This is a genomic window from Lutimonas saemankumensis (genome assembly GCF_020171465.1).
In the GTDB taxonomy this organism is placed as follows: domain Bacteria; phylum Bacteroidota; class Bacteroidia; order Flavobacteriales; family Flavobacteriaceae; genus Lutimonas; species Lutimonas saemankumensis.
In genome coordinates this window covers 1,301,682-1,322,432 of sequence record NZ_JAIUZR010000003.1, presented here as the reverse complement: position 1 = coordinate 1,322,432, position 20,751 = coordinate 1,301,682, and the positions used below count along the sequence as shown (strand labels likewise).

Here is a 20,751-nt window from a genome sequence, read left to right as displayed (position 1 = left end):
AACCTATGAATCCGAGAATAAGGAATGTGAGGAAGCTGCTCTTGTCTGACAACTGGTATACACTTCATAAGGTTGTATTTGACTATCAGATGCCTGACGGCAGTTGGGTGGAGCAGGTAAGGGAGTCCTATGACAGGGGAAACGGTGCAGCGGTTTTACTATACAACATTGAGAAAAGTACCGTAATATTAATTTCCCAGTTTCGGATGCCAACCTATCTGAATGGAAATGAATCGGGAATGATGATTGAAGCCTGCGCGGGTTTACTCGATGGTGATGATCCCGAAACCTGTGTGATTAAAGAAGCGGAGGAGGAGTCAGGATTCAGAGTATCCAAGGTTGAGAAAATTTATGAGGCCTATATGTCCCCGGGAGCCGTAACAGAAGTGGTTCACCTCTACATTGGACAGTACGAGGAGTCTGATCGGGTTGGAACAGGAGGGGGGCTTAAAGAAGAACATGAGGATATCAGTGTTTTGGAACTTGATTTTAGTAAAGCCTTAGACCTGATGGACAATGGCCAGATCAGGGATGCAAAGACGATCATACTTTTGCAGCATTTGAAGCTGCTTGGCTTAATGAGATAAGATGAAACTGTTTGATGAAAAAATTGATCCTGATAGAAATCTTCTGCCTAAAGATGGAATTGTAAATTATTACGGAATTATCTTCGATTCAAACGAAGCGACTGACTATCTGAATTTTTTACTGGATGAAATTCAATGGGAACAGGATGAACTTTTTATGTTTGGAAGAAAAATAATTACCAGGAGAAAAGTGGCCTGGTATGGTGACAGGCCTTTTAAATACTCGTATTCGCAGTCGCTTAAAACGGCACTTTCCTGGAAGGAGGAATTGTTAAATTTAAAAAACAGGGTCGAGGAGGTATGCGGAGAACGGTTTAATTCATGTCTCCTGAATTTATATCACAGTGGCATGGAAGGCATGGGATGGCACAGTGATGATGAAAAAGAACTAAAACCAAAAGGAGCTATTGCTTCTTTGAGTTTTGGAGCCACCAGAAGATTTGTTTTTAAGCATAAGGAGTCAAAAGAGAAAGTTGAGTTGCAACTGGAACCAGGAAGTTTAGTCCTGATGAGAGGATCAGTCCAAACATATTGGTCTCACAGTTTGCCAGTAAGTAAAAAGGTTATTTCTCCAAGGGTTAATTTAACCTTCAGGACCATTGCCTAAAGGTTATATTTAATTGAATTATGAATGTGAGTTCCCGGATGACCAAGGGGTGCGTTCAATACATTATGAGGTCATTGATTTAAGTCTTTTCTCAAACTGCTCAAGATTTTTCATGTGTCGCTGCAATTCGGTAGTAACACTGTTTTTAGAGTCTTCAAACCGATCCACAAATCTGTTAAAAAGATTTTGGTAATAGTTTATTCCGTTTTTCATATTACTGGCGAAGGAAAGAAAGTATTTCTCTTGTCTTTTGTTCAATTCACCCTTTGTGTCTTCTAGCTTTTCCTGTAGGTAATCAGCATATAGTTTTAGTTCTTTTAAAAACATGTGAGGCCTGTCTTTTCCTGATAAAAGGTTATTTCTGCCATAAATATGGTCCGTAATATCTTTCAAACTCATAATTTTCGAGAAATAGGCCATGTTGGGTCCGGGACAGATTGAAACCCCTTTTGAAGTCCTGCTGGTCTTGATGTTGTGCATCTTTTCTGTAGCTGCACCAAGACCGACACATAAACAAGATTTCTCAACGATTCGTTCAAATTGCTTTAAAAATGTCTTTTTGGGTAGGTTTTCGGCTTCCAGTTCCTTGATCTTGTTTCGTTGATATTGCCTTGAGGCGGTACAAATTGATCTATCAGAAAATTCACTGTTTAAGGCAAGAAATTCCTTGGGACAAGGGCTTCCGGGTTTGCCAGAAGCTGTTTTAATATCCTTTTCAATATCTTTAGAATTCCCTTTTAAATTATTGAAAGGAACTCCAAGCGGAGAAATATTGCTCAAATAAAGATCTTTTTCTTCCGCTTCAGATAATTTAGTCAAAGTAGCTTCGTCAACCGTTGTGGCTTCAGGCACCAGTAAAAAAGGGCTTCCCCAGCCCACAGAATCTAAGCCGTAATGATCGATAAGAAACTGATGCTCTTCATCTGTTCCAACGCCTCCCTGTGCAGTAATTTTTAAAGGCAGAGGTTTCTTAGGCTGAACCCGCCCCGCATCGGACAGGGATTTTGAAAGAATCTCATTTACTGCATTCGCAAGATCTTCTCTATTCATTTTGAATTCCTCTAATATTGGACCCAAAAGGAACCCCTCTGTAGCAAAGGCATGTCCACCGCAATTAAGCCCGGATTCAATTCTGTATTCTGAAACCCATAGTCCTTTTTTGGCCAGAAATTTACCCTGAATCAGGGCAGATCTGTAATCGCTTACCTTGATAACGATTTTCTTCTTGATATATCCATTGGCATCCGGATAAAAGTCATCAAAATTTTCCATGTAGCTGTATAATCTCGGGTTCATGCCCGCAGATAGAATCAGTGACGATTCAAGGTTGCTTTTCGCAAAACCTCTCAGAGCAGCGTGAGCATCGTTGTATTCCTGATCCAGCTTTTCTCCATGCTGATAATTGGACTTATCAAGTTTTGTCATAATATTTACATCGATACTACCCATACTCAAATGATCATGGGCCCAGGATTTGATATCATTCCAAGTAGCATTTTCAGATAGCATTGTTTTAAAATGCTCTTTTAAGGTACTCGAATCGGGAAGCATGTCAAAATAGTTTCTCAATTCAAGGCCTGATTCATAAGTGGCCTCTTTAAGTTGCTTGAATTTTTCTTCAGTCAGCTCCTGTAAAAGATTTAAATAGGAGGTGATTCTTTTGGCTCTGAAGTCTTCAATTTTGTTTGTAATCGTCTGATAAGGAATCTCAAACTTCTCACAGTAGCTCCTTCTGAGCTTTTCAATTAAAACATCATCTACGATGGATATGACAGAATCCATTCCATAATGTGATACTTTTAACGGGGTGTCCAAGGTAAAACCGGTCCCCATAACCGGGATATGAAAGGTATGTTTTGCAGGCATTTGTTTCTCTTTTTTCAGTATTCGTAAAGTAAATTCGAACCATTGATCCAAGCTTTTTTTGGTAACAGTTCGCACAGCCTACAAAAATAAAATTCAAGAGTTCTTATTTATTGATATTTATCATGTTTTAAGAAATAGGGAAAACATTTAAAATTTAAACAAAAAAACCTATTCATACGAATAGGTTCTGTCAATTAAAAAAATTAAAGCCAAATATTAAATGGTCTTCACATTTACTGCGTTTAATCCTTTTTTACCTTCTTTTAAATCGAATTCAACTGCATCTCCTTCTTTAACTTTGTCAATTAAACCAGAAATGTGAACAAAATGCTCTTTGTTTGAACCCTCTTCAGTGATAAATCCATAACCTTTGGATTCATTGAAGAATTTTACTGTTCCTTGTAACATTGTAATAAATTATAATTAAAGTACAAAGATAGTACTATTTTTTATAAACCCGTACTTAATTCAAGGCGTAAAGTACTGAATTAGATGTTTGTTAGATAAAAGATGCTGAAAAATATGAGAAAAGCGATTCCCAAATAACTGAGAATTCTCAAAGCCAAAGATGGTTTTGCCTGTTTAGGCATATGTTTTCCGGTAACAAGTAAAAGGTTGGCTACAGCGTAAAAAGGAGCTGTTAGAAAGGAAATAATTGTAGCAACTTTTACAAAAGTGATCATACTCGCCTTAAAATAGCCAAGAATGATAAGTGTTCCTGTCGATAAGGTAAGTATCCATATCAGGTAATAATAAGAGTTCTTTTTATTAAATAGAAGTTCAGTACTTCGGGCCATGGCACGAGGAGATGCGTCCAGGGTGGTTAGCGTAGTGCTGAACATCGTTGTTAATGCAGCGACCCCGATAAACACAGCTGCACCTGTTCCCAGGTTATCTGTGTAAAGACTGATCAGCTGACTTGCGAATCCACTGGCTCCCTGACTGATTTCTTCTGACGAATAAAACATGACAAAAGCTCCAAGGCTCATAAAACAGATACCCAGGAAAACAGTAGATATGTATCCGATATTGAAATCGGTGAGGGCTCTTTGCCGGTTAAAATCCTTGACCGTATCCTTTTGCTTTTCTATAGCCCACAAGGAATGCCAGGTTGAAATGTCTAAGGGAGCCGGCATCCAGCCAAGGAAAGCTATAAGAAAGGCAACCTCAATTGTTCCCTTGGGAAATTGAGGAGCGAGTGAAAAACTCTGGTCTGTTTTGAAGGCAGCAATACCGACTGCAATAACAGAACTTATGGCTAAAACAGAAATAATGATTTTCATCGTTTTGTCAAGGATATGATATTTCCCCAAAAGAAGAATAACGAGACTTATAATGGTGATGACAAGGCTCCAGATCGTCAGGTTTGAGGTCAGGCCGAAGAGGTTTTGAGCCAGTCCGGCAGTCACTATGGTTACTGCCGCCTGAATGGTAAACATGGTTAAAAAAGTTAGCACATAATAGAGTATCAATACCCACGTGCCCAGCCTTTTATAACCATCGATGAGGCTTTCACCCGTTGCAGCGGCATATCTGGGTCCAAATTGAAAAAAAGGGTATTTAAAAAGATTGACCAAAAGTAAAGCCCAGAGCAGACCAAAGCCAAAATCTGCTCCTGCGCGTGTCGACTGAACCAAATGGGAAACTCCTATGGCAGCACCTGCAAAAAGTAAACCTGGCCCCAGATTTTTGATGATATCGCCAAATTTCCCTTTCATAAATTTGATCAATTATTTCCCCGTAATAATCTCGGCAAGAAGTTTTTTTGCCCTTAACAGTTTCACCTTAATATTGTTCATGGGTTCATCAAGTTTTGTCGCCATTTCCTTATAACTTAATTCCTGAAAATACCTGAGGTTGATCACTTCCTGATAATGCGGTTTTAGCTGGCTGATATACGCTTTTAACTGGGCAAGATTTTGCTCCTGAATAAGTTTGTCCGAGGGAGAAGGATCTTCATCGACAATTCTGTGAAATTCTTTTCGGTTTTTATTTAAAGAGACAGTTTCAGTTTTTTTCTTTCTCAAATGATCAATATATAGGTTTTGAGCAATTGTGATCAGCCAGGTGTTGAACTGGAATTTTTCATCGTAACTGTCAATTTTATCAAAGGCTTTGGCAAAAGCTTTTATCGTGATGTCCTCTGCCTCATCTTCATTCTTGCATTTGTTCAACTGAAAAAGATAAACTTCTTTCCAATATAAGTTAAGGAGGTCATTAAAAGCCTTTTGTTCCCCTTTTTTGGCCTGATCAATTAATAAACTGATGTCTTTTATGTCGCTCATGTTTTGATTACCAATGTTTTGGGGGAGTAACTAAATTTCTTAAATAGATATACAACTGCATAAATATAATTGAAATTTCATACAAAGGTCCAAATAGGACCAAATCTTTTTCGTTTAACTTCGAGGCGGCTTTTGAAAGGTTCAAATACCAGAAAAGGAATCTTAAGAAAAATCCAAAAATAACTGCCGGCAGAAAATTTCCGCTAATCATGAGAGCAACAAAAAGTATGTAAAAAGAAAGTTGAGAAAGATAGAATAAACCCAGGAGAAATTTGATATTATTCTTATAATGATCCGCGGTTGTAATATGCCTTCTTTTTTGCTTGATCCATCCTGATAGAGATTTAGGCGCAATAGATATGGTGAACGATTCCCTGATTGAGCATATCTGCGTATTTGAATCATCGGCAATTTCCGAAATAAGCAGGTCATCATCACCGGATTTAACATTGATATGATTTGAAAAGCCATCCACCCTGTCAAAACTCGATTTTTTATATGCAAGATTTCTGCCCACCCCCATATATGGTTTTCCGGCCAAAGCATAGGAGAAGTACTGCATGCCGGTGACTAAGGTTTCAAAACGAATAAGTTTGTTCAAAAAGGATCTTTCGATTTTTTCATAGGCGCCGTAACCCAGGACAATTTCTGTTTGTTCGTTTAAAGCGGAAGTCATTAATGTGATCCACTGATGGCTCACCGGAACACAATCAGCATCAGTCAATAAAATCCATTCATGATCAGCATGACTGATCCCTTGAGCCAAAGCAGATTTTTTGCCTTTGGAATCTTTTTTGTCTATATGAACGACTTTTATCGTGAATACCGCTTTGGAATATTGTTTCTCAAAGGATCGAAATATCTTAATTGTTTCATCCTCAGAACCGTCATTGACTAATATGATCTCAAAATTTTCATGTTGCTGATTCGCAAGTGAAGGAAGTAATTCCTTTAAATTGTCGGCCTCATTTTTTGCGCAAATGATGATACTCACTCCAACTGAAGGATCTTTTGCGTGTATCCTGGAGTAATTCGAGAATTTAAGAAATAAGAAAAGATGAAAATAGAGTTGAACCAGTATAATAAAGTAAAATGCTATAAGCAATAACATCTTTTTTAACTTATACTCTTTGGACTTAGATCAGCTTCTTTGTTGTCAAGGTTTGTTGAACAACTCCCTTCCTTACCACAGCCACAAGTTATTCCTTCCGCTTTGAGTCTAACATTTTTTCCGGCACAGGTTCCGTCGAACTCACCGTCTTTTTTGGCCCAGATCTTAATCGCTATTCCAGCAAAGCCCAGACCTAAAAGAATTATGCTTAAAAGAAGTAATTTCATATCGAAAAAATTATGGGGCAAAATTAATGATTTCCTATCTTAAAGAAAAACTTTTGCTCCACTTTATAATTACTTTAAGAACTGATCGAAATGTCTAAACATTGAGATTTTCCAGGAATAAATCCGTATCCTGTTTGAAGGTATCTACCACAAAATTACCGTCGGCCCTGCATTTCAATTTTAAAGACTTTACATTTTTAACCCATTGATTGCCATCAAAGTATGACAAACCCTTAAAGTCTCTAACTTTATACAAAGACTTTTCTCCATAACAGGTACCTAAATAAACATATGAAAGATCATTTTCAAAAGCCCAGCGAATAACACTGAACATCATCCATTTACCCAAAGAATATTTTGGGTTGTCCAGGTCGAAAAATGCGAACCAGTAATGCAGGGTGTCATTCTCGATAATCGCAATGACATAGCCCACAGGTTTACCATCAGCTCTAAATCGAAAAACATGGCTGACACTTTTGGCGCTAAATATATATTCCAGCCGATTCATACTTATGGGTTCGCTGAAACGCTTGTTTGCAAAATCAAAACAATAGGACAGGAATACCGGGTCTTTGAGATTAAAATCTTTTACCGGGATAACTTCGAAGGAAGGATTTATCTCCTGAATTTTCCTGTCAACGCGTCTGTTCTCAGAAGTTTCTTTGTAGTCTGATAATTCAATCCTGAGGCTTCTTGCAAGATAATAAGTCTCCACTTTTAGATCTGTATTATTGGAATAAGGCAGGAATCCTTTGTCATAAATTTCAGGTAATTCACTTTTCTTTTCCTTTATGCAATAAGTTGCATAATTAAAAGTGTAGGTCTTATAATCAACAAAACTTTCTGATCGGAATATTTTCATAAGCAGCTAAGGTCAAAAAAAAACCCATCAAAAAAAATTTTTGATGGGTAAAAGTTAATTCCAGAATTTAGGCCTCCTGAATCAATTCGCTTTGAACGTTTGATGGAACCGGTTCAAAAGAAGCAAACTTCGTACTGAAAGTAGCCCGTCCCTGCGTTTGTGATCTAAGACTTGTAGAATATTTATACATCTCCGCTTCTGGTACTTTTGCTTTTATGATCTGATGTTTACCATCGCTGTCCATTCCCATTATTATGGAACGTCTAGATTGAAGATCGGTCATTACATTTCCTAATAATTCCTCTGGCACTTTGACTTCCAGGTCAAGGATTGGCTCGAGTAATTTTGGTTTTGCATCCAGGAATGCTGCTTTAAACGCGTGAGCTCCTGCGATTTTAAAAGAAATATCATTAGAATCCACTGAGTGCATTTTTCCATCAAAGACCATTACTCGAATGTCTCGGGCATAGGACCCGGTTAGAGGGCCTTCTTCCATGACCTCCAGAATTCCTTTCATGATGGCAGGTAAATAACGCGTATCGATCACACCACCTGTAATACAGTTGTAAAAAATCAATTTACCGCCCCATTTCAGATCAACTTCTTCCTTACCTCTAATATTGAATCCTTCCGGTTCATCCATTCCTTCATACCAAGGCTCAATTTTTAAATGAACTTCACCAAACTGACCGGCACCACCTGATTGCTTTTTGTGTTTATAACTTTGGGTTGCAGCACGCTGAATGGTTTCTCTGTAGGCCACTCTTGGCTGGTTAAAGATTGCCTTGATTCCATAAAGGTTTTTTAAGGTCCAGTCAATGGTTGCCAAATGTAATTCCCCCTGACAGGACAGTATCTGTTGCCGGAGTTCATTACTGTATTTTATTTCGATTGTTGGATCCTGACTGTGCATCTTTTTAAGAACCTCATTCAGTTTTTCTTCGTCTTTCTTGTTTTCCGCTTCCACCGCTTTTCTAATCCTTGGCTGAGGGAAGATTATAGGTTTGATGGTAATCTCAGTTCCTGGATCTCTCAAGGTATCATTGGTTTCGGTGTTCTTGAGTTTAAGAGTGGCCCCAATGTCACCCGCAGTAAGTTTTTCGACCTGATGTCTTTTCTTACCATCCATAATATAAAGTTGATTCAGACTTTCTGTTTCGCCATTTCTGGAATTTTTCAATCTGTCATTTTGGTTTACTTCACCGGATTTAACTTTGAAAAAAGTGATTTGGCCTAAATTAGGCTCATGAAATGTCTTGAAAATAAACAAGGCCGTAGGTTCGTTGGCCTTACAAAATACTTCGTTTCCTTCCAGGCTTTGTTCAGGTTTAAGGTCTGAAGCAGCCGGAGCCACATTGTCAATAAAGCCCATCAATCTTCCCGTTCCCATGTCATTCAATGCCGAAACACAGAAGACAGGGAAAAGTTCGTGATGTAACATACCTTTCTGAATTCCCAGTCTCATCTCATCTTCATTCAAAGTTCCCTTATCAAAATAAAGTTCCATCAATTCCTCATCGTTTTCTGCAGCTTTTTCCACCAGTTCATTATGCAAATAGTTAGCTGTTTCCGATTCACTTTCCGGAATTTCAAGTTTTTCAGGTTTCCCGCCCTCTGGTTTGAATTTGTAACATTTCATCTTCAGTACATCCACAATACACTGAGCGCCGTCAAGAAGTATAGGATACTGGATCTTCACAGCGTTGTTTCCCACAAGATCAACGATGCTTTGATAACTATTGTCAAAATTAGCCTGAGGATGATCGATCTGATTGACAACGAATAAGGTAGGGCGACTGAATCTGTTGATGTATTGCCAGATGATTTCTGTACCTACTTCAACTCCGTGTTGAGCGTTCACTACGGTAACCAAAGAATCCGCAACTCTCATGGTCGAGGCTATTTCGCCTATAAAGTCATCGAGTCCCGGAGTGTCAATAATATTTATTTTGTAGTTTCTCCATTCAGTGTGAAGAGGTGTGGCAAAAATGGAGGTTTCTCTTTCGTGTTCTATGTCGTGATAATCGGCAACGGTATTTTTATCTTCCACAGATCCTCGTCGATTGATCAATCCTGCTTCAAATAACATAGTTTCGGCAAGTGTGGTCTTGCCGCTGTTATGGGCTCCAACAAATGCAACATTCTTAATGTGTTTTTCGTCATATATTTTCATGGAAATTGTCTTTAGAAGTTCTCTTGTATAAAGTTAAGAAAATATACGACAAGTATTTTATGACATATGTTAGCTCTTATATCAATTTTTTTTCAACTGTAAAAAAAGAGCCAAAAACCGTAGAAAAACTTTTTAATAAACAGTGGGATCGGCTTTTTAATCCCTACAGGATATTAACTTCCATTTCGAGTGAGATGTTGAAATTTTGTTTAACGGTTTTTTGAATTTTTCGTGCCACTTCAAGTATTTCTGATCCGGTTGCCTTATCATAATTGACGAGGACCAGGGCTTGCTTTTTGTGAATTCCGGCATCTCCAAATCGTTTTCCCTTAAATCCTGACATCTCAACGAGCCAACCTGCAGGAACTTTTACAAATTCTTCTGAAATTCTGTAGAAAGGCATATTGGGATAGGTGGAATGAATTTTTTTGAAATGCTCTTCTGAAATCACAGGATTTTTAAAAAAACTTCCACTATTTCCTATTTCTTTCGGATCGGGAAGTTTTGACTGTCTTATTTTGATGACGGCATCTGAAATATTTTGTATGGTAGGATTTAGGATACCATCTTCCTTGAGCTGTTCTTTTATCGCCCCGTATCCGTCAAAAATGGCATGATTTATTGTTGTAAGTTTAAAGGTGACGTTCAAAATAACATATTGACCTTTTAACTCGTTTTTAAATACCGATTCCCTGTAGCCAAAATCACATTCCTCTTTGGTAAAGCGGACTGTATTTCCAGTCTGAATCTCCATCGCCTCCAATGAAACAAAACAATCTTTTATTTCAACGCCATAGGCCCCTATATTCTGCATTGGCGAAGTTCCCACATTTCCAGGTATCAGGGACAAGTTTTCCAATCCACCGAAATCCTTTTCCAGACACCAAATGACAAAATCATGCCAGTTTTCGCCGGCCTCAGCCTGCACAATCACATGGTCCTCAAATGTATCAATGATCTTTATTCCTTTATTCTTGAGAAGCACAACAGGTTTTGACAAATCCTTCGTCAACAGGATGTTACTTCCGCCGCTTAAAATAATCACATCCTTGTTCAAAGACAGGATCGAAGATAACATCGCCGCAGATGTGACTTCCACAAATTTTTCGGCAATTACATCAATGCCAAAGGTATTGTAAGGTTTTAAAGAGACGTTTTTCTGAAACATTAGTCCTTGTATTGTTCAAGTGCCAGTTTGAGTAATTCCACAGAACGTATCAAACTTTCTTTTTTCAAAACATAGGCGATTCTGATCTGATTTTTTCCTGAACCAGGCGTGGAATAGAATCCGCTTGCGGGGGCAACCATGACGGTTTGATTATTGTCGCTGAATTTTTCAAGCATCCATTGGGCAAATTCATCCGCATCTTTTACCGGCAACTGAGCAATACAGTAAAAAGCTCCTTTTGGACGTGATACCTTTACACCTTCAATCTCTGACAGTGCCTCAATGAGAACATTACGTCTTTCATCGTATTCTTTAATGACATTTTCAAAATAACTTGCAGGAGTTTCCAACGCGGCCTCACTGGCCAGAAGGGCATACGAAGGTGAACTAAGTCGTGCCTGGGCATATTTAAGCGCAGTCTGAATCAGATTTTTGTTTTTTGAAACGATACATCCTATTCTTGCCCCGCACATACTATACCTTTTCGACACAGAATCAATAACGATGGCATGTTCTTCCATGCCTTTCAGACTGAGAATTGAATGGTGTTTAATACCGTCATAAACGAATTCTCGATATACTTCATCAGCAATAAGAAAAAGATCGTGTTTCAGGGCAAGAGCCTTCAGTTTTTCCAGCTCCTCAATGGAATATAGATAACCAGTGGGGTTACCCGGGTTGCAGATAAGAATGGCCTTTGTTTTATCGGTGATCAGTTTTTCAAAATCCTCAATGGGAGGTAAAGCAAAATCATCTTCGATACTTGAGACGATTGGAACCACTTTTATCCCATTCGCCACCGAAAAGCCGTTGTAGTTGGCATAAAAGGGCTCTGGAATGATGATTTCATCTCCAAAATCAGTAACGCTTCCTAAGGTAAACAGCAAAGCCTCTGATCCCCCTGTGGTCACGATAATATCCTGGTGGTCGACTTCAATATTGTTTTTCCTGTAATATTGGCTTAATTTTTTACGATATTCCTCCGATCCTTCACTTCGGGCATAGGATAAGATCTTAATATCATTCTCCTTAACAGCCTTCAATGCAGCTTCCGGAGTTTCAATATCAGGTTGGCCGATATTGAGGTGAAATACTTGAACTCCTCTCTTTTTTGCGTCTTCTGCATACGGTACGAGTTTTCTTATTGGAGACTCGGGCATTTGTAACCCTTTCGATGAAATAACAGGCATAATATATGAGTTGAATCTGACTGCAAAATTGCAAAATATAATTTACTTTTTCCTCTTTGAAGCTCCCTTTTTTCAATGATTTTTAGTATCTTTATGTATATTATTCTAATCTTAAACAATGTATTATGTCTAGTGATTCAAAATTGTTGTTAGGTCTCATTTTAGGAGCCGCAACAGGTGCAGTGGCAGGATTGCTCCTAGCTCCCGCTTCCGGAAAGGAAACAAGGGAAAATCTTTCTGAAAAGGCTGGAGAATTGAAGAGTGATTTTGACAAAAAATTTAATGAGTTGTCAAAAAAAATTAAAGATTTGGACGATGAGTCGCTAAAGGATTTTAAAGAAAAATTTAGTGACATGAAAACTTCTGTAAAAGAGAAGTACGACCAGGTGGCGGCAAAAGTAAAAGATCTTGAAAAGGAATTGTCAGAAAAGATCGATTCCTTGAAAAAAGAAGCCAAAACCGTTGAAGCGAATGCCAATTCAATTTAATTTAAGGTTGACATAACTGATGATAGATTTGCTGAAACAGTATGTTGAAAACAGAATTCAACTGGTTAAATTTAATATTATCGGGGCAATCGCCAATGTGGCAGCAGGATTAGTCAGCTCGTTTCTGCTTTTGGTTATGGGCTTACTGATATTGCTTATGTTCAGTATTGCACTGGCATTTTGGCTTGCTACTTTTTTTGAAAGCGAAGTCATCGGATTTGCTCTGGTGGGTTTGGTTTATGTGATTTTGTTTGTTGTTTATGCTGCTTTTGCAAAAGAGCGTATAGAGTTGAAAATAAAAGACAAGATCGTCGAATCTGCTTTGACGGATGATGATGATTTTAACGAGTCCATAGAGTATGAGGAGTAAATTTAACCAGCGGATTACAACATTCGAAGAGCTTAATGCGGCTAAAAAGAAGTTGTCAGTTCAAATAAAAGCGCAGGAGGAAGAAATTCTTAGTAATCCGATAATTTCCATTCCTGCAGCTATACTTCAGGGAGGTTCCTTTAAGAGCTCCCTCAGGAGTTCTATGGAGTCAGTTTCACTGGATCATTATAAATCGGCGGCAATCAACCTGCTCAGTTCTTTTTTAATGGCGAATAAGAAAACCAGAAAGTTTTTTGTGGCTTTCATTATTGCTAAAGAAATGGTCCCCTTTATACTTCAGAAGATTAACGAGTATGTCAAAAAATAGCAGGATTTGACCTTGGCTTAAAAGCTAAATATTTCTTAAAATTATGGTCATCTCTCAATTTTGTACTACATTCCTATTGCTATTTTACATACCATCATGTTTCAGAAATTTTCGCTGACTATACTACTCTTGACCACCTGCCTGTTTCTTCAGGCTCAAGGTAGATTTTTGATTTCTGACAACAGTAAAGAATTAGAATCGGTTCCATTTAGGCTGGTTAACAACATGATTGTGGTTACCGCTGAGATCAACGGCGCTAAACTTTCTTTTCTACTGGATACGGGGGTAAAAAAAACAATGTTATTTAATCTTAAAATTGAAGATTCAATTCAACTTAAGAATGTCAATCAGCTTAAATTAAAGGGGTTAGGAGAGGGTAGTACAATAAATGCCTTGTCTTCAAGAGGTAATTATTTTAAAATGAAGAGCATTGTAAACCCATCGCTTTCGGTCTTTGTTATCACTGATGAATTATTTGACTTGTCCGCGAAAATGGGAATGGATATTCACGGAATCATTGGAGGTGATCTTTTCAGAGATTTTGTGATTAAGATCAATTATGGAAGCAAGAAATTGACATTTTATAAACCTGGCACCTATGACCTGTCAAAATGTAAAGGATGTGAAACGTTCCCCCTGGACTTTTATAACAACAAGCCTTTTATTGATGTAATCGTACAAAATCATCTTGGGAAGGAGTTCTCGGTAAAATTACTTATCGATTCCGGAGGAGGAGACTCCTTATGGTTATTCCCTCATTCAAATCCGAATATCTTGATCGGGGATAATTATTTTGAGGATTTTTTAGGAAGGGGACTAAGCGGTGATATAAGTGGTAAAAGGAGTCTGATCAGAAAATTAAAAATTGGAACATTTGAATTTGAGAATGCAACTGTTTCCTATCCGGATTCAACCTCCATAGTAAGAGTTCATGCCAACAAAGATCGCAATGGCACGCTTGGAGCGGAGATATTAAAAAGATTTCAGGTAATTATGGATTATTCAGGAAGTAAAATTACCCTGAGGAAAGTAAGCCGGTATTTTAACGCTCCCTTTCTTTATAACAAAAGTGGAATTGAACTGATTTATGGAGGGGAAATTCTTGTGAAGGAACATAGACAATTCAAGCCTATCCAACCCAATCAGAATCAGGCGCAGAATATCACGGATATCTTTTACACCTATGGATTGACTTACAAGCCCAGTTATAAGATTTCGAATATCAGACATGGTTCCCCTGCCCATTTGGCGGGATTACTTGAAGGTGATATAATACTGGAGGTTAATGGCAAGCCAGCCTATTCAATAAAAATGGAAGAAATCATTTATTTGTTTTCTTCCAGGGATGATAAGAAGATCAAATTACTTGTTGATCGAAGAGGGGAACACCTGAGGTACGAATTTTACCTTAAAAGCCTCCTATAAAAAAAGCCCTTGAAAAAGGGCTTTTATTTAGTTGGATTCTGAGACAATCGCTTTTTTCTTTTGAAGATCACCTGAACCTTCTTCAAGGACTCTTCCTTTAATCTTTAAAACCACTTGAGGCTCATAGGCATTTGAGCTTATTGTAATGGTTTTTGAAAACGGTCCGATTCTATTGGTTGCGTATTTTACTCCTATTTCTCCAGTTTCTCCAGGCATAATTGGTTCTTCAGGTTTTGTTGGTACTGTACATCCACAGCTTCCTTTAACCTTGGAAATAATCAACGGTGATTTCCCGATATTTTTAAATTTGAATACACGATTTCCATCAGAATTTGCTGCAATTTCACCATAGTCGATCACCTTCGTTTCAAATTCAAATACAGGACCTGTGTAATCTTTTTTAATATCTTCTTTTGTCTGTCCGTTCATTGGGATAGACATTACTCCAATAAATAATAAAATCAGTATTTTTTTCATGATAAATAATTTGCGCTAAAATTAATACTTTTTGCAATAAATCTAACTTTAAAACAACCTATTTATTGCTTAAAATTGTAATTTTGCACACTATTTGACAAAAATTTAACAAATGAATATACCTGCAAAATACAATGCACAATTGGTAGAAGAGAAATGGTACCGATTCTGGATGGAAAATAACTATTTTCATTCGGAGCCCGATGATCGGGAACCTTACACCATTGTTATTCCTCCTCCAAATGTGACCGGTGTATTGCATATGGGGCATATGTTAAATAATACCATTCAGGATGTTTTGATCCGTCGAAAAAGAATGCTGGGATACAACGCCTGCTGGGTGCCGGGAACGGACCATGCTTCGATCGCGACAGAAGCAAAGGTGGTAGCCAAATTAAAGGCCCAGGGTATTGAAAAATCAGAATTGAGCAGAGAAGAATTTATTGAGCATGCCTGGGACTGGACAAGAGAACATGGTGGTCTTATTCTTGAGCAATTGAAAAAACTTGGAGCATCCTGCGACTGGGAGCGAACCAAGTTTACCATGGATGAAGACCTCAACAAAGCGGTGAACAAAGTGTTTGTCAATTTGCATGAAAAGGGGCTGATTTACAAAGGTTACAGAATGGTTAACTGGGATCCTGAAGCAAAAACCACCTTAAGTGACGAAGAGGTTATCTATGTTGAACAGCCCGGTAAGTTATATTATGTCAACTATAACATAGAAGGCAGTGAGGAGGTGGTTCAGATTGCTACCACAAGGCCTGAAACCATTTTGGGAGATACAGCTATTTGTGTCCACCCAGAAGATGAACGTTTTTTTCATCTAAAGGGAAAAAAAGCAATCGTTCCTATTGTAAACCGTTCCATCCCTATTATTGAGGATGAATATGTAGACAGAGAATTTGGAACGGGTAGTTTAAAAATTACCCCGGCACATGATCCAAATGACAAAGAAATAGGAGAGAAACATAATCTGGAGGTCATTGATATCTTTAATGATGACGCAACTTTAAACAGGCAGGGACTTCATTATGAAGGAATGGACAGGTTCAAGGTGAGGAAAGAAATCGTAAAAGAGCTTGAGGAAAAGGGTTTTCTTGTGAAGACTGAAGATTACATGCATAAAGTAGGAACCTCAGAAAGAACCAAGGCTGTCATTGAACCAAAGATTTCAGAACAGTGGTTCCTCAAAATGGAGGATCTTGTAAAACCGGCGATCGAAGCAGTCCTGAAGAAAGAGGAGGTAAAATTGGTCCCACATAAATTTGTGAATACCTACAGGCACTGGATGGAGAATATCAGGGACTGGAATATTTCAAGACAATTGTATTGGGGGCATAGAATTCCGGCCTATTATTATTCTGAAGGGACCAGTGATTATGTCGTTGCGGAAAATGCCGAAGAGGCCCTTAGTATAGCTAAAGAGAAGACAGGAAACAAAAACTTAAAGGCTGGAGACATTAGGCAGGACGAAGACTCTCTGGACACCTGGTTTTCGTCCTGGCTATGGCCCATTAGCGTCTTTGATGGAATCAATAATCCTGAAAATAAGGATTTTAAATATTATTACCCTACCAATGATCTGGTTACAGGACCTGACATCCTTTTCTTTTGGGTGGCACGCATGATTATTGCAGGTTATGAATTTGCCGATGAGAAACCATTTGAACATGTTTACCTGACAGGTCTGGTGCGCGATAAAAAGAGAAGGAAAATGTCCAAATCTCTTGGAAATTCACCGGATCCGGTTGAATTAATGGAGTCTTACGGAGCTGACGGGGTAAGAGCAGGAATATTGATGAGTTCAGCAGCCGGAAATGATCTTCTTTTTGATGAAGGATTGATGCTTCAAGGTAGAAATTTCGCGAATAAAATATGGAATGGTTTTAGGTTGGTCAAGGGATGGAAAGTCAACTCAGATTCCGATCAACCTGATTCATCGAGAATGGCCATTGAATGGTATCAGGCAAAATTCAATAAGACCTTAAAGTTTGTAAATGAGCAGTTTGATCAATACAGGTTGTCAGATGCACTTACCGCGATTTATAAGCTGGTTTGGGATGATTTTTCTTCGTGGTATCTTGAAATGGTCAAACCACAATATGGAGAGTCTATGGACAGTGCTACATTTGAAGCCACCGTTGCCTTCTTTGAAGACAATATTAAAATACTTCATCCATTTATGCCATTTATATCAGAGGAAATCTGGCAATATTTTAAGGAAAGAAATACAGATGAGGCATTGATCGTTTCAAAGTACCCTGAGCAAGGAGATTTTAACGAATCGATTTTAGAATCATTTGAAGTCATAAAAGAAATTATATCAGCTGTGAGGAATTTACGTAAGCAAAAGAATATTTCTTTTAAAGAAAAGCTTGATCTTTTTGTTTTGAAAAAAGAATCCATTGAAACTGGATTTTACGCTTTGATTGGAAAGATGTGCAATATTTCAAAACTTATAGAGATCGACGAAAAAATAGAAAACGCTCTAACTTTTAGGGTGGGCTCTAATGAGTTTTTCATTCCTTTTAAAGAGGAAATCAACATAGAGGAAGAAAGATCCAAATTGGAAGAGGAATTGGCTTATCACAAAGGGTTTTTAGCATCTGTACAGAAGAAACTGGCCAATGAAAGGTTTGTCAGCAATGCACCGGAAAAGGTAATTGAAATGGAGAGAAAGAAGGAGGCCGATGCACTGGCAAAAATCAATATGCTGGAGCAAAGCCTTGCTGCCCTGAAAAGCTAAACTGATTTTAAATAGAATTGAGATTTATTTGGTTGTTTTGCCATTTAGGCTATCGGTAAAGACTTGATCGACCGGCTCCCACAATTCTATTTTATTGCCTTCAGGATCCATAATATGGACGAATTTACCATATTCATAAGTCTCAATCTCGTCACATATGGTAACACCGGATTTTTCTAATTCTTTCACCAGCGCTTCCAGATTGGCTACACGGTAATTGATCATAAAATCCTTTTTTGAAGGTTCGAAATAGGAGGTATCTTCTTTAAACGGGCTCCATTGAAGGTAATTGATCTTTTCTGGGTCGTTAGCGTTTCTAAACTCAAAAGGAGAGCCATAAGCGTCAATGACCAGTCCAAGGTTTTTATTGTACCATTCTTTCATTTTTTCAGGATCCGAACTTTTAAAAAAGATTCCTCCTATTCCCGTTACCTTTTTCATTTTATTTGGCGCTTGTTACTATTTTAGCCGCTATACCAACAACATCCCAGGTTTTACTCACTCCATCCGGCCCGGTATGAAGTTCCAGGCATGCCTCATTTATGGATTCCACTGCTTTTTGTGCCTGCCATGTGTTCAGGTCCATCGTCGCATTAATATTGATTGTGTCTTTGTCAATCTCGTAAGTAAAAGGAAGGTCTTTTGTCAATCCATTCATCGTGAATGCAATATTTCCATTGCTGTCATCCTGTATCTGAAACTTACCTTTTAACTTCATTGAGTTTTCCATTACGGCAAAAAAGAATCTTTGAAGTTTACCGTCGCGTATTGTATCCTTTGAATAAATACTTGATACAGGGACCTCAAATTCAAATCCTTCCAGTGCCTCAACCCCGGTAGATCCGTTATTTGCCTTCAAAACATTGATCTCTTTAAATGTTCCCTTTACAGGAATTTTGTCAGTTGTTTTATAGGCAGTCCAGGTAACAGAGGACAAATCTTTATTCACTGAAATTTTAGCTGTATCGTCTTTAACAGCATCCGTTGTTTCCTTTTTTTCCTTCGAACAATAGGTCAAGGAAATAGCCATAAACATGACAAGTGAAAAGTGTGTGATCTTTTTCATTTTCTTAGTTTTAATTTAGTAGTAATTCTATTTATTCAACTTTTTTACCGGTATATTTTTCAACCAGTTTTATATATTCTTTTTTCGCATCATCCGCCGATATATTGGCTATCTGAAAATAAGCGTTTAATTTGAATGCGTTACGAACCATGTCATTTCCCGATGGAATAACCATAGAGTCTTTTGTGGTTGCATGTTTGTAGTAGGAATAAAATTGAAGCATGATGTCTGGCGGCAACTTTTTTGTCATGGCCGATGCAATGTCAAAAGCCTTTTTAAATCTTCTGTCCAGATCATCCATTATTTAGAGGCCAAGATGGTTTCACCACCTCTTGTTTTTTGGTCTAGTTTCACTTCAATCTTCATCTCCAAAGGTACAAAAATATCTATTCTGGAACCAAACTTAATAAATCCGGCATCTTCACCCTGAATCACCTGATTATTTGATTTCGCATAGTTTACGATCCTTCGGGCCAGAGCTCCAGCAATTTGACGATAAAGTATTTCTCCGGAAACTTTATTTTCAATTACAATCGTTGTTCTTTCATTTTCTTCAGAGGATTTCGGGTGCCAGGCAACCAGATATTTTCCTGGATGATATTTGCTGTATTTTACAAGGCCTGAAACAGGATATCGAGTTACGTGGACATTGAGTGGTGACATGAATATTGATATCTGACGTCTTTTCTCCTGGAAGTATTCCTTTTCTACAACCTCCTCAATGACCACTACTTTTCCATCAGCCGGTGCAATAATATGATTGTCATCCAAAACGGTATTTCTCTTGGGATCCCTAAAAAACTGCAGGATGAGTATAAAGAAAACCAGCAGAAGAATCATCAGGGATTTTTGAAGCCAGTAGTTTGAGATGAAATTGTCAACTAATAAAATTCCGCCCACCACGATGAGGGCGCTTATCAATATAATCTTGAAACCTTCTTTATGAAACATTAGGTAGTGAGAAATAGATAAATAAAAATAAATGGAGTAGCAAAGATAACACTATCCAGCCTATCTAGAAAACCTCCATGACCCGGAAGTAAATTACTGCTGTCCTTGATTTTGGCCTGACGTTTAAACATGGATTCAATCAAATCTCCTAAAACTCCAAAAGTACTCACCAATATGGCAATTGTGAACCACTGGAGTGGCTGTATGCTCGGGCAATATTTGGCAACAATATAACCGGCGATAAAGGTGAAAATGAATCCTCCCAAAAATCCTTCCACCGTTTTATTGGGTGAAACCCTTTCGATCAGTTTATGTTTTCCAAAATTCTTTCCAATCAAAAATGCAAACACATCATTACTCCATATGAGAATAAAAATTCCAATAATAATTGAGGTATCGAATCTTCCCTCAAAATTCAGGTAGGGGATCTTGATTAACAGGGAAAATGGCACAATGATGTACATCAGGGTCAAAAAATTCTTTCCAAGGTATTGTATTCCAATCTTTCTCGAAGAAACCAGGGCAAGTATAAAAGAGAAATATACGGCAGCCATAAAAACTGATAAAATCAATTTCTCAGATGAGTCATCTTCAAATACCACCAGATTATTGTTTGAAATAACCGCTGTAAAAAAAGAAGTGGCTCCCAGAAGATAGGGATAAATACTTTTTAAATCGATTATCTTGATAAATTCGTAAATACAAAGCATCATGAAAACCAAAAACAGGCTGTAGAAATAAACGGCTCCCAACGTGGTTGAAGCTATTATAAGACCTACGTAAAGAAGGCCAAATACAATACGTTTGGTAAAGTTGTTCAT

23 protein-coding genes are annotated in these 20,751 nt (G+C 37.9%); 7 read left to right on the top strand and 16 right to left on the bottom strand.

The annotated features are described in order from the left end of the window. Positions 1–5 precede the first annotated feature (5 nt). Both nudK and LCM02_RS07445 read left to right on the top strand, forming a co-directional pair. The gene (gene nudK / locus LCM02_RS07450) at positions 6–587 is read left to right on the top strand and encodes a GDP-mannose pyrophosphatase NudK (RefSeq protein ID WP_224927694.1); all 582 of its coding nucleotides are present in this window, start codon (positions 6–8) and stop codon (positions 585–587) included. Between the two features lies 1 nt (position 588). Then, positions 589–1,194: an alpha-ketoglutarate-dependent dioxygenase AlkB family protein gene (locus LCM02_RS07445; protein WP_224927693.1), complete on the top strand. Its 606-nt coding sequence runs from the start codon at positions 589–591 to the stop codon at positions 1,192–1,194. 63 nt (positions 1,195–1,257) lie between these two features. Here the strand turns inward: LCM02_RS07445 and LCM02_RS07440 are convergent, their stop codons facing one another. From LCM02_RS07440 to LCM02_RS07395, 10 genes are all read right to left on the bottom strand, one after another. Further along, positions 1,258–3,060 (bottom strand): hypothetical protein, encoded by a 1,803-nt coding sequence (locus LCM02_RS07440; protein WP_224927692.1) that lies wholly within the window; start codon positions 3,058–3,060, stop codon positions 1,258–1,260. 216 nt (positions 3,061–3,276) lie between these two features. Next, complete coding sequence (locus tag LCM02_RS07435; RefSeq protein WP_224927691.1) at positions 3,277–3,468, bottom strand: cold-shock protein; 192 nt, start codon at positions 3,466–3,468, stop codon at positions 3,277–3,279. An 80-nt stretch (positions 3,469–3,548) separates the two neighbouring features. After that, positions 3,549–4,778 carry an Nramp family divalent metal transporter gene (locus LCM02_RS07430; RefSeq protein ID WP_224927690.1) on the bottom strand — a complete coding sequence of 410 codons (1,230 nt, stop codon included), beginning with the start codon at positions 4,776–4,778 and terminating at the stop codon, positions 3,549–3,551. Positions 4,779–4,790: 12 nt separating this feature from the next. Further along, positions 4,791–5,345 (bottom strand): RNA polymerase sigma factor, encoded by a 555-nt coding sequence (locus tag LCM02_RS07425; protein WP_224927689.1) that lies wholly within the window; start codon positions 5,343–5,345, stop codon positions 4,791–4,793. 7 nt (positions 5,346–5,352) lie between these two features. Then, the gene (locus tag LCM02_RS07420) at positions 5,353–6,456 is read right to left on the bottom strand and encodes a glycosyltransferase (RefSeq protein ID WP_224927688.1); all 1,104 of its coding nucleotides are present in this window, start codon (positions 6,454–6,456) and stop codon (positions 5,353–5,355) included. Positions 6,457–6,461: 5 nt separating this feature from the next. Further along, on the bottom strand, positions 6,462–6,683 hold the full coding sequence (locus tag LCM02_RS07415; protein ID WP_224927687.1) for a membrane or secreted protein: 222 nt from the start codon (positions 6,681–6,683) through the stop codon (positions 6,462–6,464). Positions 6,684–6,777: 94 nt separating this feature from the next. After that, positions 6,778–7,545 (bottom strand): GNAT family N-acetyltransferase, encoded by a 768-nt coding sequence (locus tag LCM02_RS07410; RefSeq protein WP_224927686.1) that lies wholly within the window; start codon positions 7,543–7,545, stop codon positions 6,778–6,780. Positions 7,546–7,612: 67 nt separating this feature from the next. Continuing rightward, positions 7,613–9,718, bottom strand: a complete 2,106-nt coding sequence (locus LCM02_RS07405) for an elongation factor G (RefSeq protein WP_224927685.1) — start codon at positions 9,716–9,718, stop codon at positions 7,613–7,615. 163 nt (positions 9,719–9,881) lie between these two features. Beyond that, the gene (murB, locus tag LCM02_RS07400; protein ID WP_224927684.1) at positions 9,882–10,886 is read right to left on the bottom strand and encodes a UDP-N-acetylmuramate dehydrogenase; all 1,005 of its coding nucleotides are present in this window, start codon (positions 10,884–10,886) and stop codon (positions 9,882–9,884) included. Further along, positions 10,886–12,076: a pyridoxal phosphate-dependent aminotransferase gene (locus LCM02_RS07395; protein ID WP_224927683.1), complete on the bottom strand. Its 1,191-nt coding sequence runs from the start codon at positions 12,074–12,076 to the stop codon at positions 10,886–10,888. The genes murB and LCM02_RS07395 overlap by 1 nt, the downstream gene beginning before the upstream one ends. A gap of 125 nt (positions 12,077–12,201) precedes the next feature. Here LCM02_RS07395 and LCM02_RS07390 point away from each other — a divergent pair, with 125 nt between their 5' ends. The 4 genes from LCM02_RS07390 (at position 12,202) to LCM02_RS07375 (ending at position 14,687) form a co-directional block, all read left to right on the top strand. Continuing rightward, positions 12,202–12,564: a YtxH domain-containing protein gene (locus LCM02_RS07390; protein ID WP_224927682.1), complete on the top strand. Its 363-nt coding sequence runs from the start codon at positions 12,202–12,204 to the stop codon at positions 12,562–12,564. A 19-nt stretch (positions 12,565–12,583) separates the two neighbouring features. Continuing rightward, positions 12,584–12,934 carry a phage holin family protein gene (locus LCM02_RS07385; RefSeq protein ID WP_224927681.1) on the top strand — a complete coding sequence of 117 codons (351 nt, stop codon included), beginning with the start codon at positions 12,584–12,586 and terminating at the stop codon, positions 12,932–12,934. Next, positions 12,924–13,262 carry a hypothetical protein gene (locus tag LCM02_RS07380; RefSeq protein ID WP_224927680.1) on the top strand — a complete coding sequence of 113 codons (339 nt, stop codon included), beginning with the start codon at positions 12,924–12,926 and terminating at the stop codon, positions 13,260–13,262. The genes LCM02_RS07385 and LCM02_RS07380 overlap by 11 nt, the downstream gene beginning before the upstream one ends. A gap of 96 nt (positions 13,263–13,358) precedes the next feature. Beyond that, a complete protein-coding gene (locus LCM02_RS07375) occupies positions 13,359–14,687 on the top strand; it encodes a PDZ domain-containing protein (RefSeq protein WP_224927679.1) in 1,329 nt (442 codons plus the stop codon). A gap of 27 nt (positions 14,688–14,714) precedes the next feature. Here LCM02_RS07375 and LCM02_RS07370 read toward each other — a convergent pair whose 3' ends face one another. Next, on the bottom strand, positions 14,715–15,164 hold the full coding sequence (locus LCM02_RS07370; RefSeq protein WP_224927678.1) for a DUF1573 domain-containing protein: 450 nt from the start codon (positions 15,162–15,164) through the stop codon (positions 14,715–14,717). 112 nt (positions 15,165–15,276) lie between these two features. On the opposite strand from LCM02_RS07370, the gene LCM02_RS07365 reads away from it, so the two are divergent. Further along, complete coding sequence (locus tag LCM02_RS07365) at positions 15,277–17,913, top strand: valine--tRNA ligase (RefSeq protein WP_224927677.1); 2,637 nt, start codon at positions 15,277–15,279, stop codon at positions 17,911–17,913. A gap of 24 nt (positions 17,914–17,937) precedes the next feature. Here the strand turns inward: LCM02_RS07365 and LCM02_RS07360 are convergent, their stop codons facing one another. From LCM02_RS07360 to LCM02_RS07340, 5 genes are read right to left on the bottom strand one after another with little or no spacing between them, the layout of a single operon-like run. Further along, positions 17,938–18,354 (bottom strand): VOC family protein, encoded by a 417-nt coding sequence (locus LCM02_RS07360; protein WP_224927676.1) that lies wholly within the window; start codon positions 18,352–18,354, stop codon positions 17,938–17,940. Between the two features lies 1 nt (position 18,355). Then, positions 18,356–18,979, bottom strand: coding sequence for a YceI family protein (locus tag LCM02_RS07355; RefSeq protein WP_224927675.1), 624 nt, complete (start codon positions 18,977–18,979; stop codon positions 18,356–18,358). A gap of 31 nt (positions 18,980–19,010) precedes the next feature. After that, positions 19,011–19,280 carry an acyl-CoA-binding domain-containing protein gene (locus LCM02_RS07350; RefSeq protein ID WP_224927674.1) on the bottom strand — a complete coding sequence of 90 codons (270 nt, stop codon included), beginning with the start codon at positions 19,278–19,280 and terminating at the stop codon, positions 19,011–19,013. Further along, complete coding sequence (locus LCM02_RS07345; RefSeq protein ID WP_224927673.1) at positions 19,280–19,930, bottom strand: phosphatidylserine decarboxylase family protein; 651 nt, start codon at positions 19,928–19,930, stop codon at positions 19,280–19,282. Before LCM02_RS07345 ends, LCM02_RS07350 begins: the two co-directional genes overlap by 1 nt. After that, positions 19,930–20,751 (bottom strand): phosphatidate cytidylyltransferase, encoded by an 822-nt coding sequence (locus LCM02_RS07340; protein WP_224927672.1) that lies wholly within the window; start codon positions 20,749–20,751, stop codon positions 19,930–19,932. The genes LCM02_RS07345 and LCM02_RS07340 overlap by 1 nt, the downstream gene beginning before the upstream one ends.

Coding starts and splice junctions, on each gene's coding strand:
- LCM02_RS07390 (WP_224927682.1), top strand. CDS start 12,202: ATGTCTAGTGATTCAAAATTGTTGTTAGGTCTCATTTTAGGAGCCGCA.
- nudK (WP_224927694.1), top strand. CDS start 6: ATGAATCCGAGAATAAGGAATGTGAGGAAGCTGCTCTTGTCTGACAAC.
- LCM02_RS07395 (WP_224927683.1), bottom strand. CDS start 12,076: ATGCCTGTTATTTCATCGAAAGGGTTACAAATGCCCGAGTCTCCAATA.
- LCM02_RS07415 (WP_224927687.1), bottom strand. CDS start 6,683: ATGAAATTACTTCTTTTAAGCATAATTCTTTTAGGTCTGGGCTTTGCT.
- LCM02_RS07420 (WP_224927688.1), bottom strand. CDS start 6,456: ATGTTATTGCTTATAGCATTTTACTTTATTATACTGGTTCAACTCTAT.
- LCM02_RS07385 (WP_224927681.1), top strand. CDS start 12,584: ATGATAGATTTGCTGAAACAGTATGTTGAAAACAGAATTCAACTGGTT.
- LCM02_RS07410 (WP_224927686.1), bottom strand. CDS start 7,545: ATGAAAATATTCCGATCAGAAAGTTTTGTTGATTATAAGACCTACACT.
- LCM02_RS07370 (WP_224927678.1), bottom strand. CDS start 15,164: ATGAAAAAAATACTGATTTTATTATTTATTGGAGTAATGTCTATCCCA.
- LCM02_RS07430 (WP_224927690.1), bottom strand. CDS start 4,778: ATGAAAGGGAAATTTGGCGATATCATCAAAAATCTGGGGCCAGGTTTA.
- LCM02_RS07360 (WP_224927676.1), bottom strand. CDS start 18,354: ATGAAAAAGGTAACGGGAATAGGAGGAATCTTTTTTAAAAGTTCGGAT.
- LCM02_RS07365 (WP_224927677.1), top strand. CDS start 15,277: ATGAATATACCTGCAAAATACAATGCACAATTGGTAGAAGAGAAATGG.
- LCM02_RS07375 (WP_224927679.1), top strand. CDS start 13,359: ATGTTTCAGAAATTTTCGCTGACTATACTACTCTTGACCACCTGCCTG.
- LCM02_RS07350 (WP_224927674.1), bottom strand. CDS start 19,280: ATGGATGATCTGGACAGAAGATTTAAAAAGGCTTTTGACATTGCATCG.
- LCM02_RS07355 (WP_224927675.1), bottom strand. CDS start 18,979: ATGAAAAAGATCACACACTTTTCACTTGTCATGTTTATGGCTATTTCC.
- LCM02_RS07445 (WP_224927693.1), top strand. CDS start 589: ATGAAACTGTTTGATGAAAAAATTGATCCTGATAGAAATCTTCTGCCT.
- LCM02_RS07425 (WP_224927689.1), bottom strand. CDS start 5,345: ATGAGCGACATAAAAGACATCAGTTTATTAATTGATCAGGCCAAAAAA.
- murB (WP_224927684.1), bottom strand. CDS start 10,886: ATGTTTCAGAAAAACGTCTCTTTAAAACCTTACAATACCTTTGGCATT.
- LCM02_RS07380 (WP_224927680.1), top strand. CDS start 12,924: ATGAGGAGTAAATTTAACCAGCGGATTACAACATTCGAAGAGCTTAAT.
- LCM02_RS07340 (WP_224927672.1), bottom strand. CDS start 20,751: ATGAACAACTTTACCAAACGTATTGTATTTGGCCTTCTTTACGTAGGT.
- LCM02_RS07440 (WP_224927692.1), bottom strand. CDS start 3,060: ATGCCTGCAAAACATACCTTTCATATCCCGGTTATGGGGACCGGTTTT.
- LCM02_RS07405 (WP_224927685.1), bottom strand. CDS start 9,718: ATGAAAATATATGACGAAAAACACATTAAGAATGTTGCATTTGTTGGA.
- LCM02_RS07435 (WP_224927691.1), bottom strand. CDS start 3,468: ATGTTACAAGGAACAGTAAAATTCTTCAATGAATCCAAAGGTTATGGA.
- LCM02_RS07345 (WP_224927673.1), bottom strand. CDS start 19,930: ATGTTTCATAAAGAAGGTTTCAAGATTATATTGATAAGCGCCCTCATC.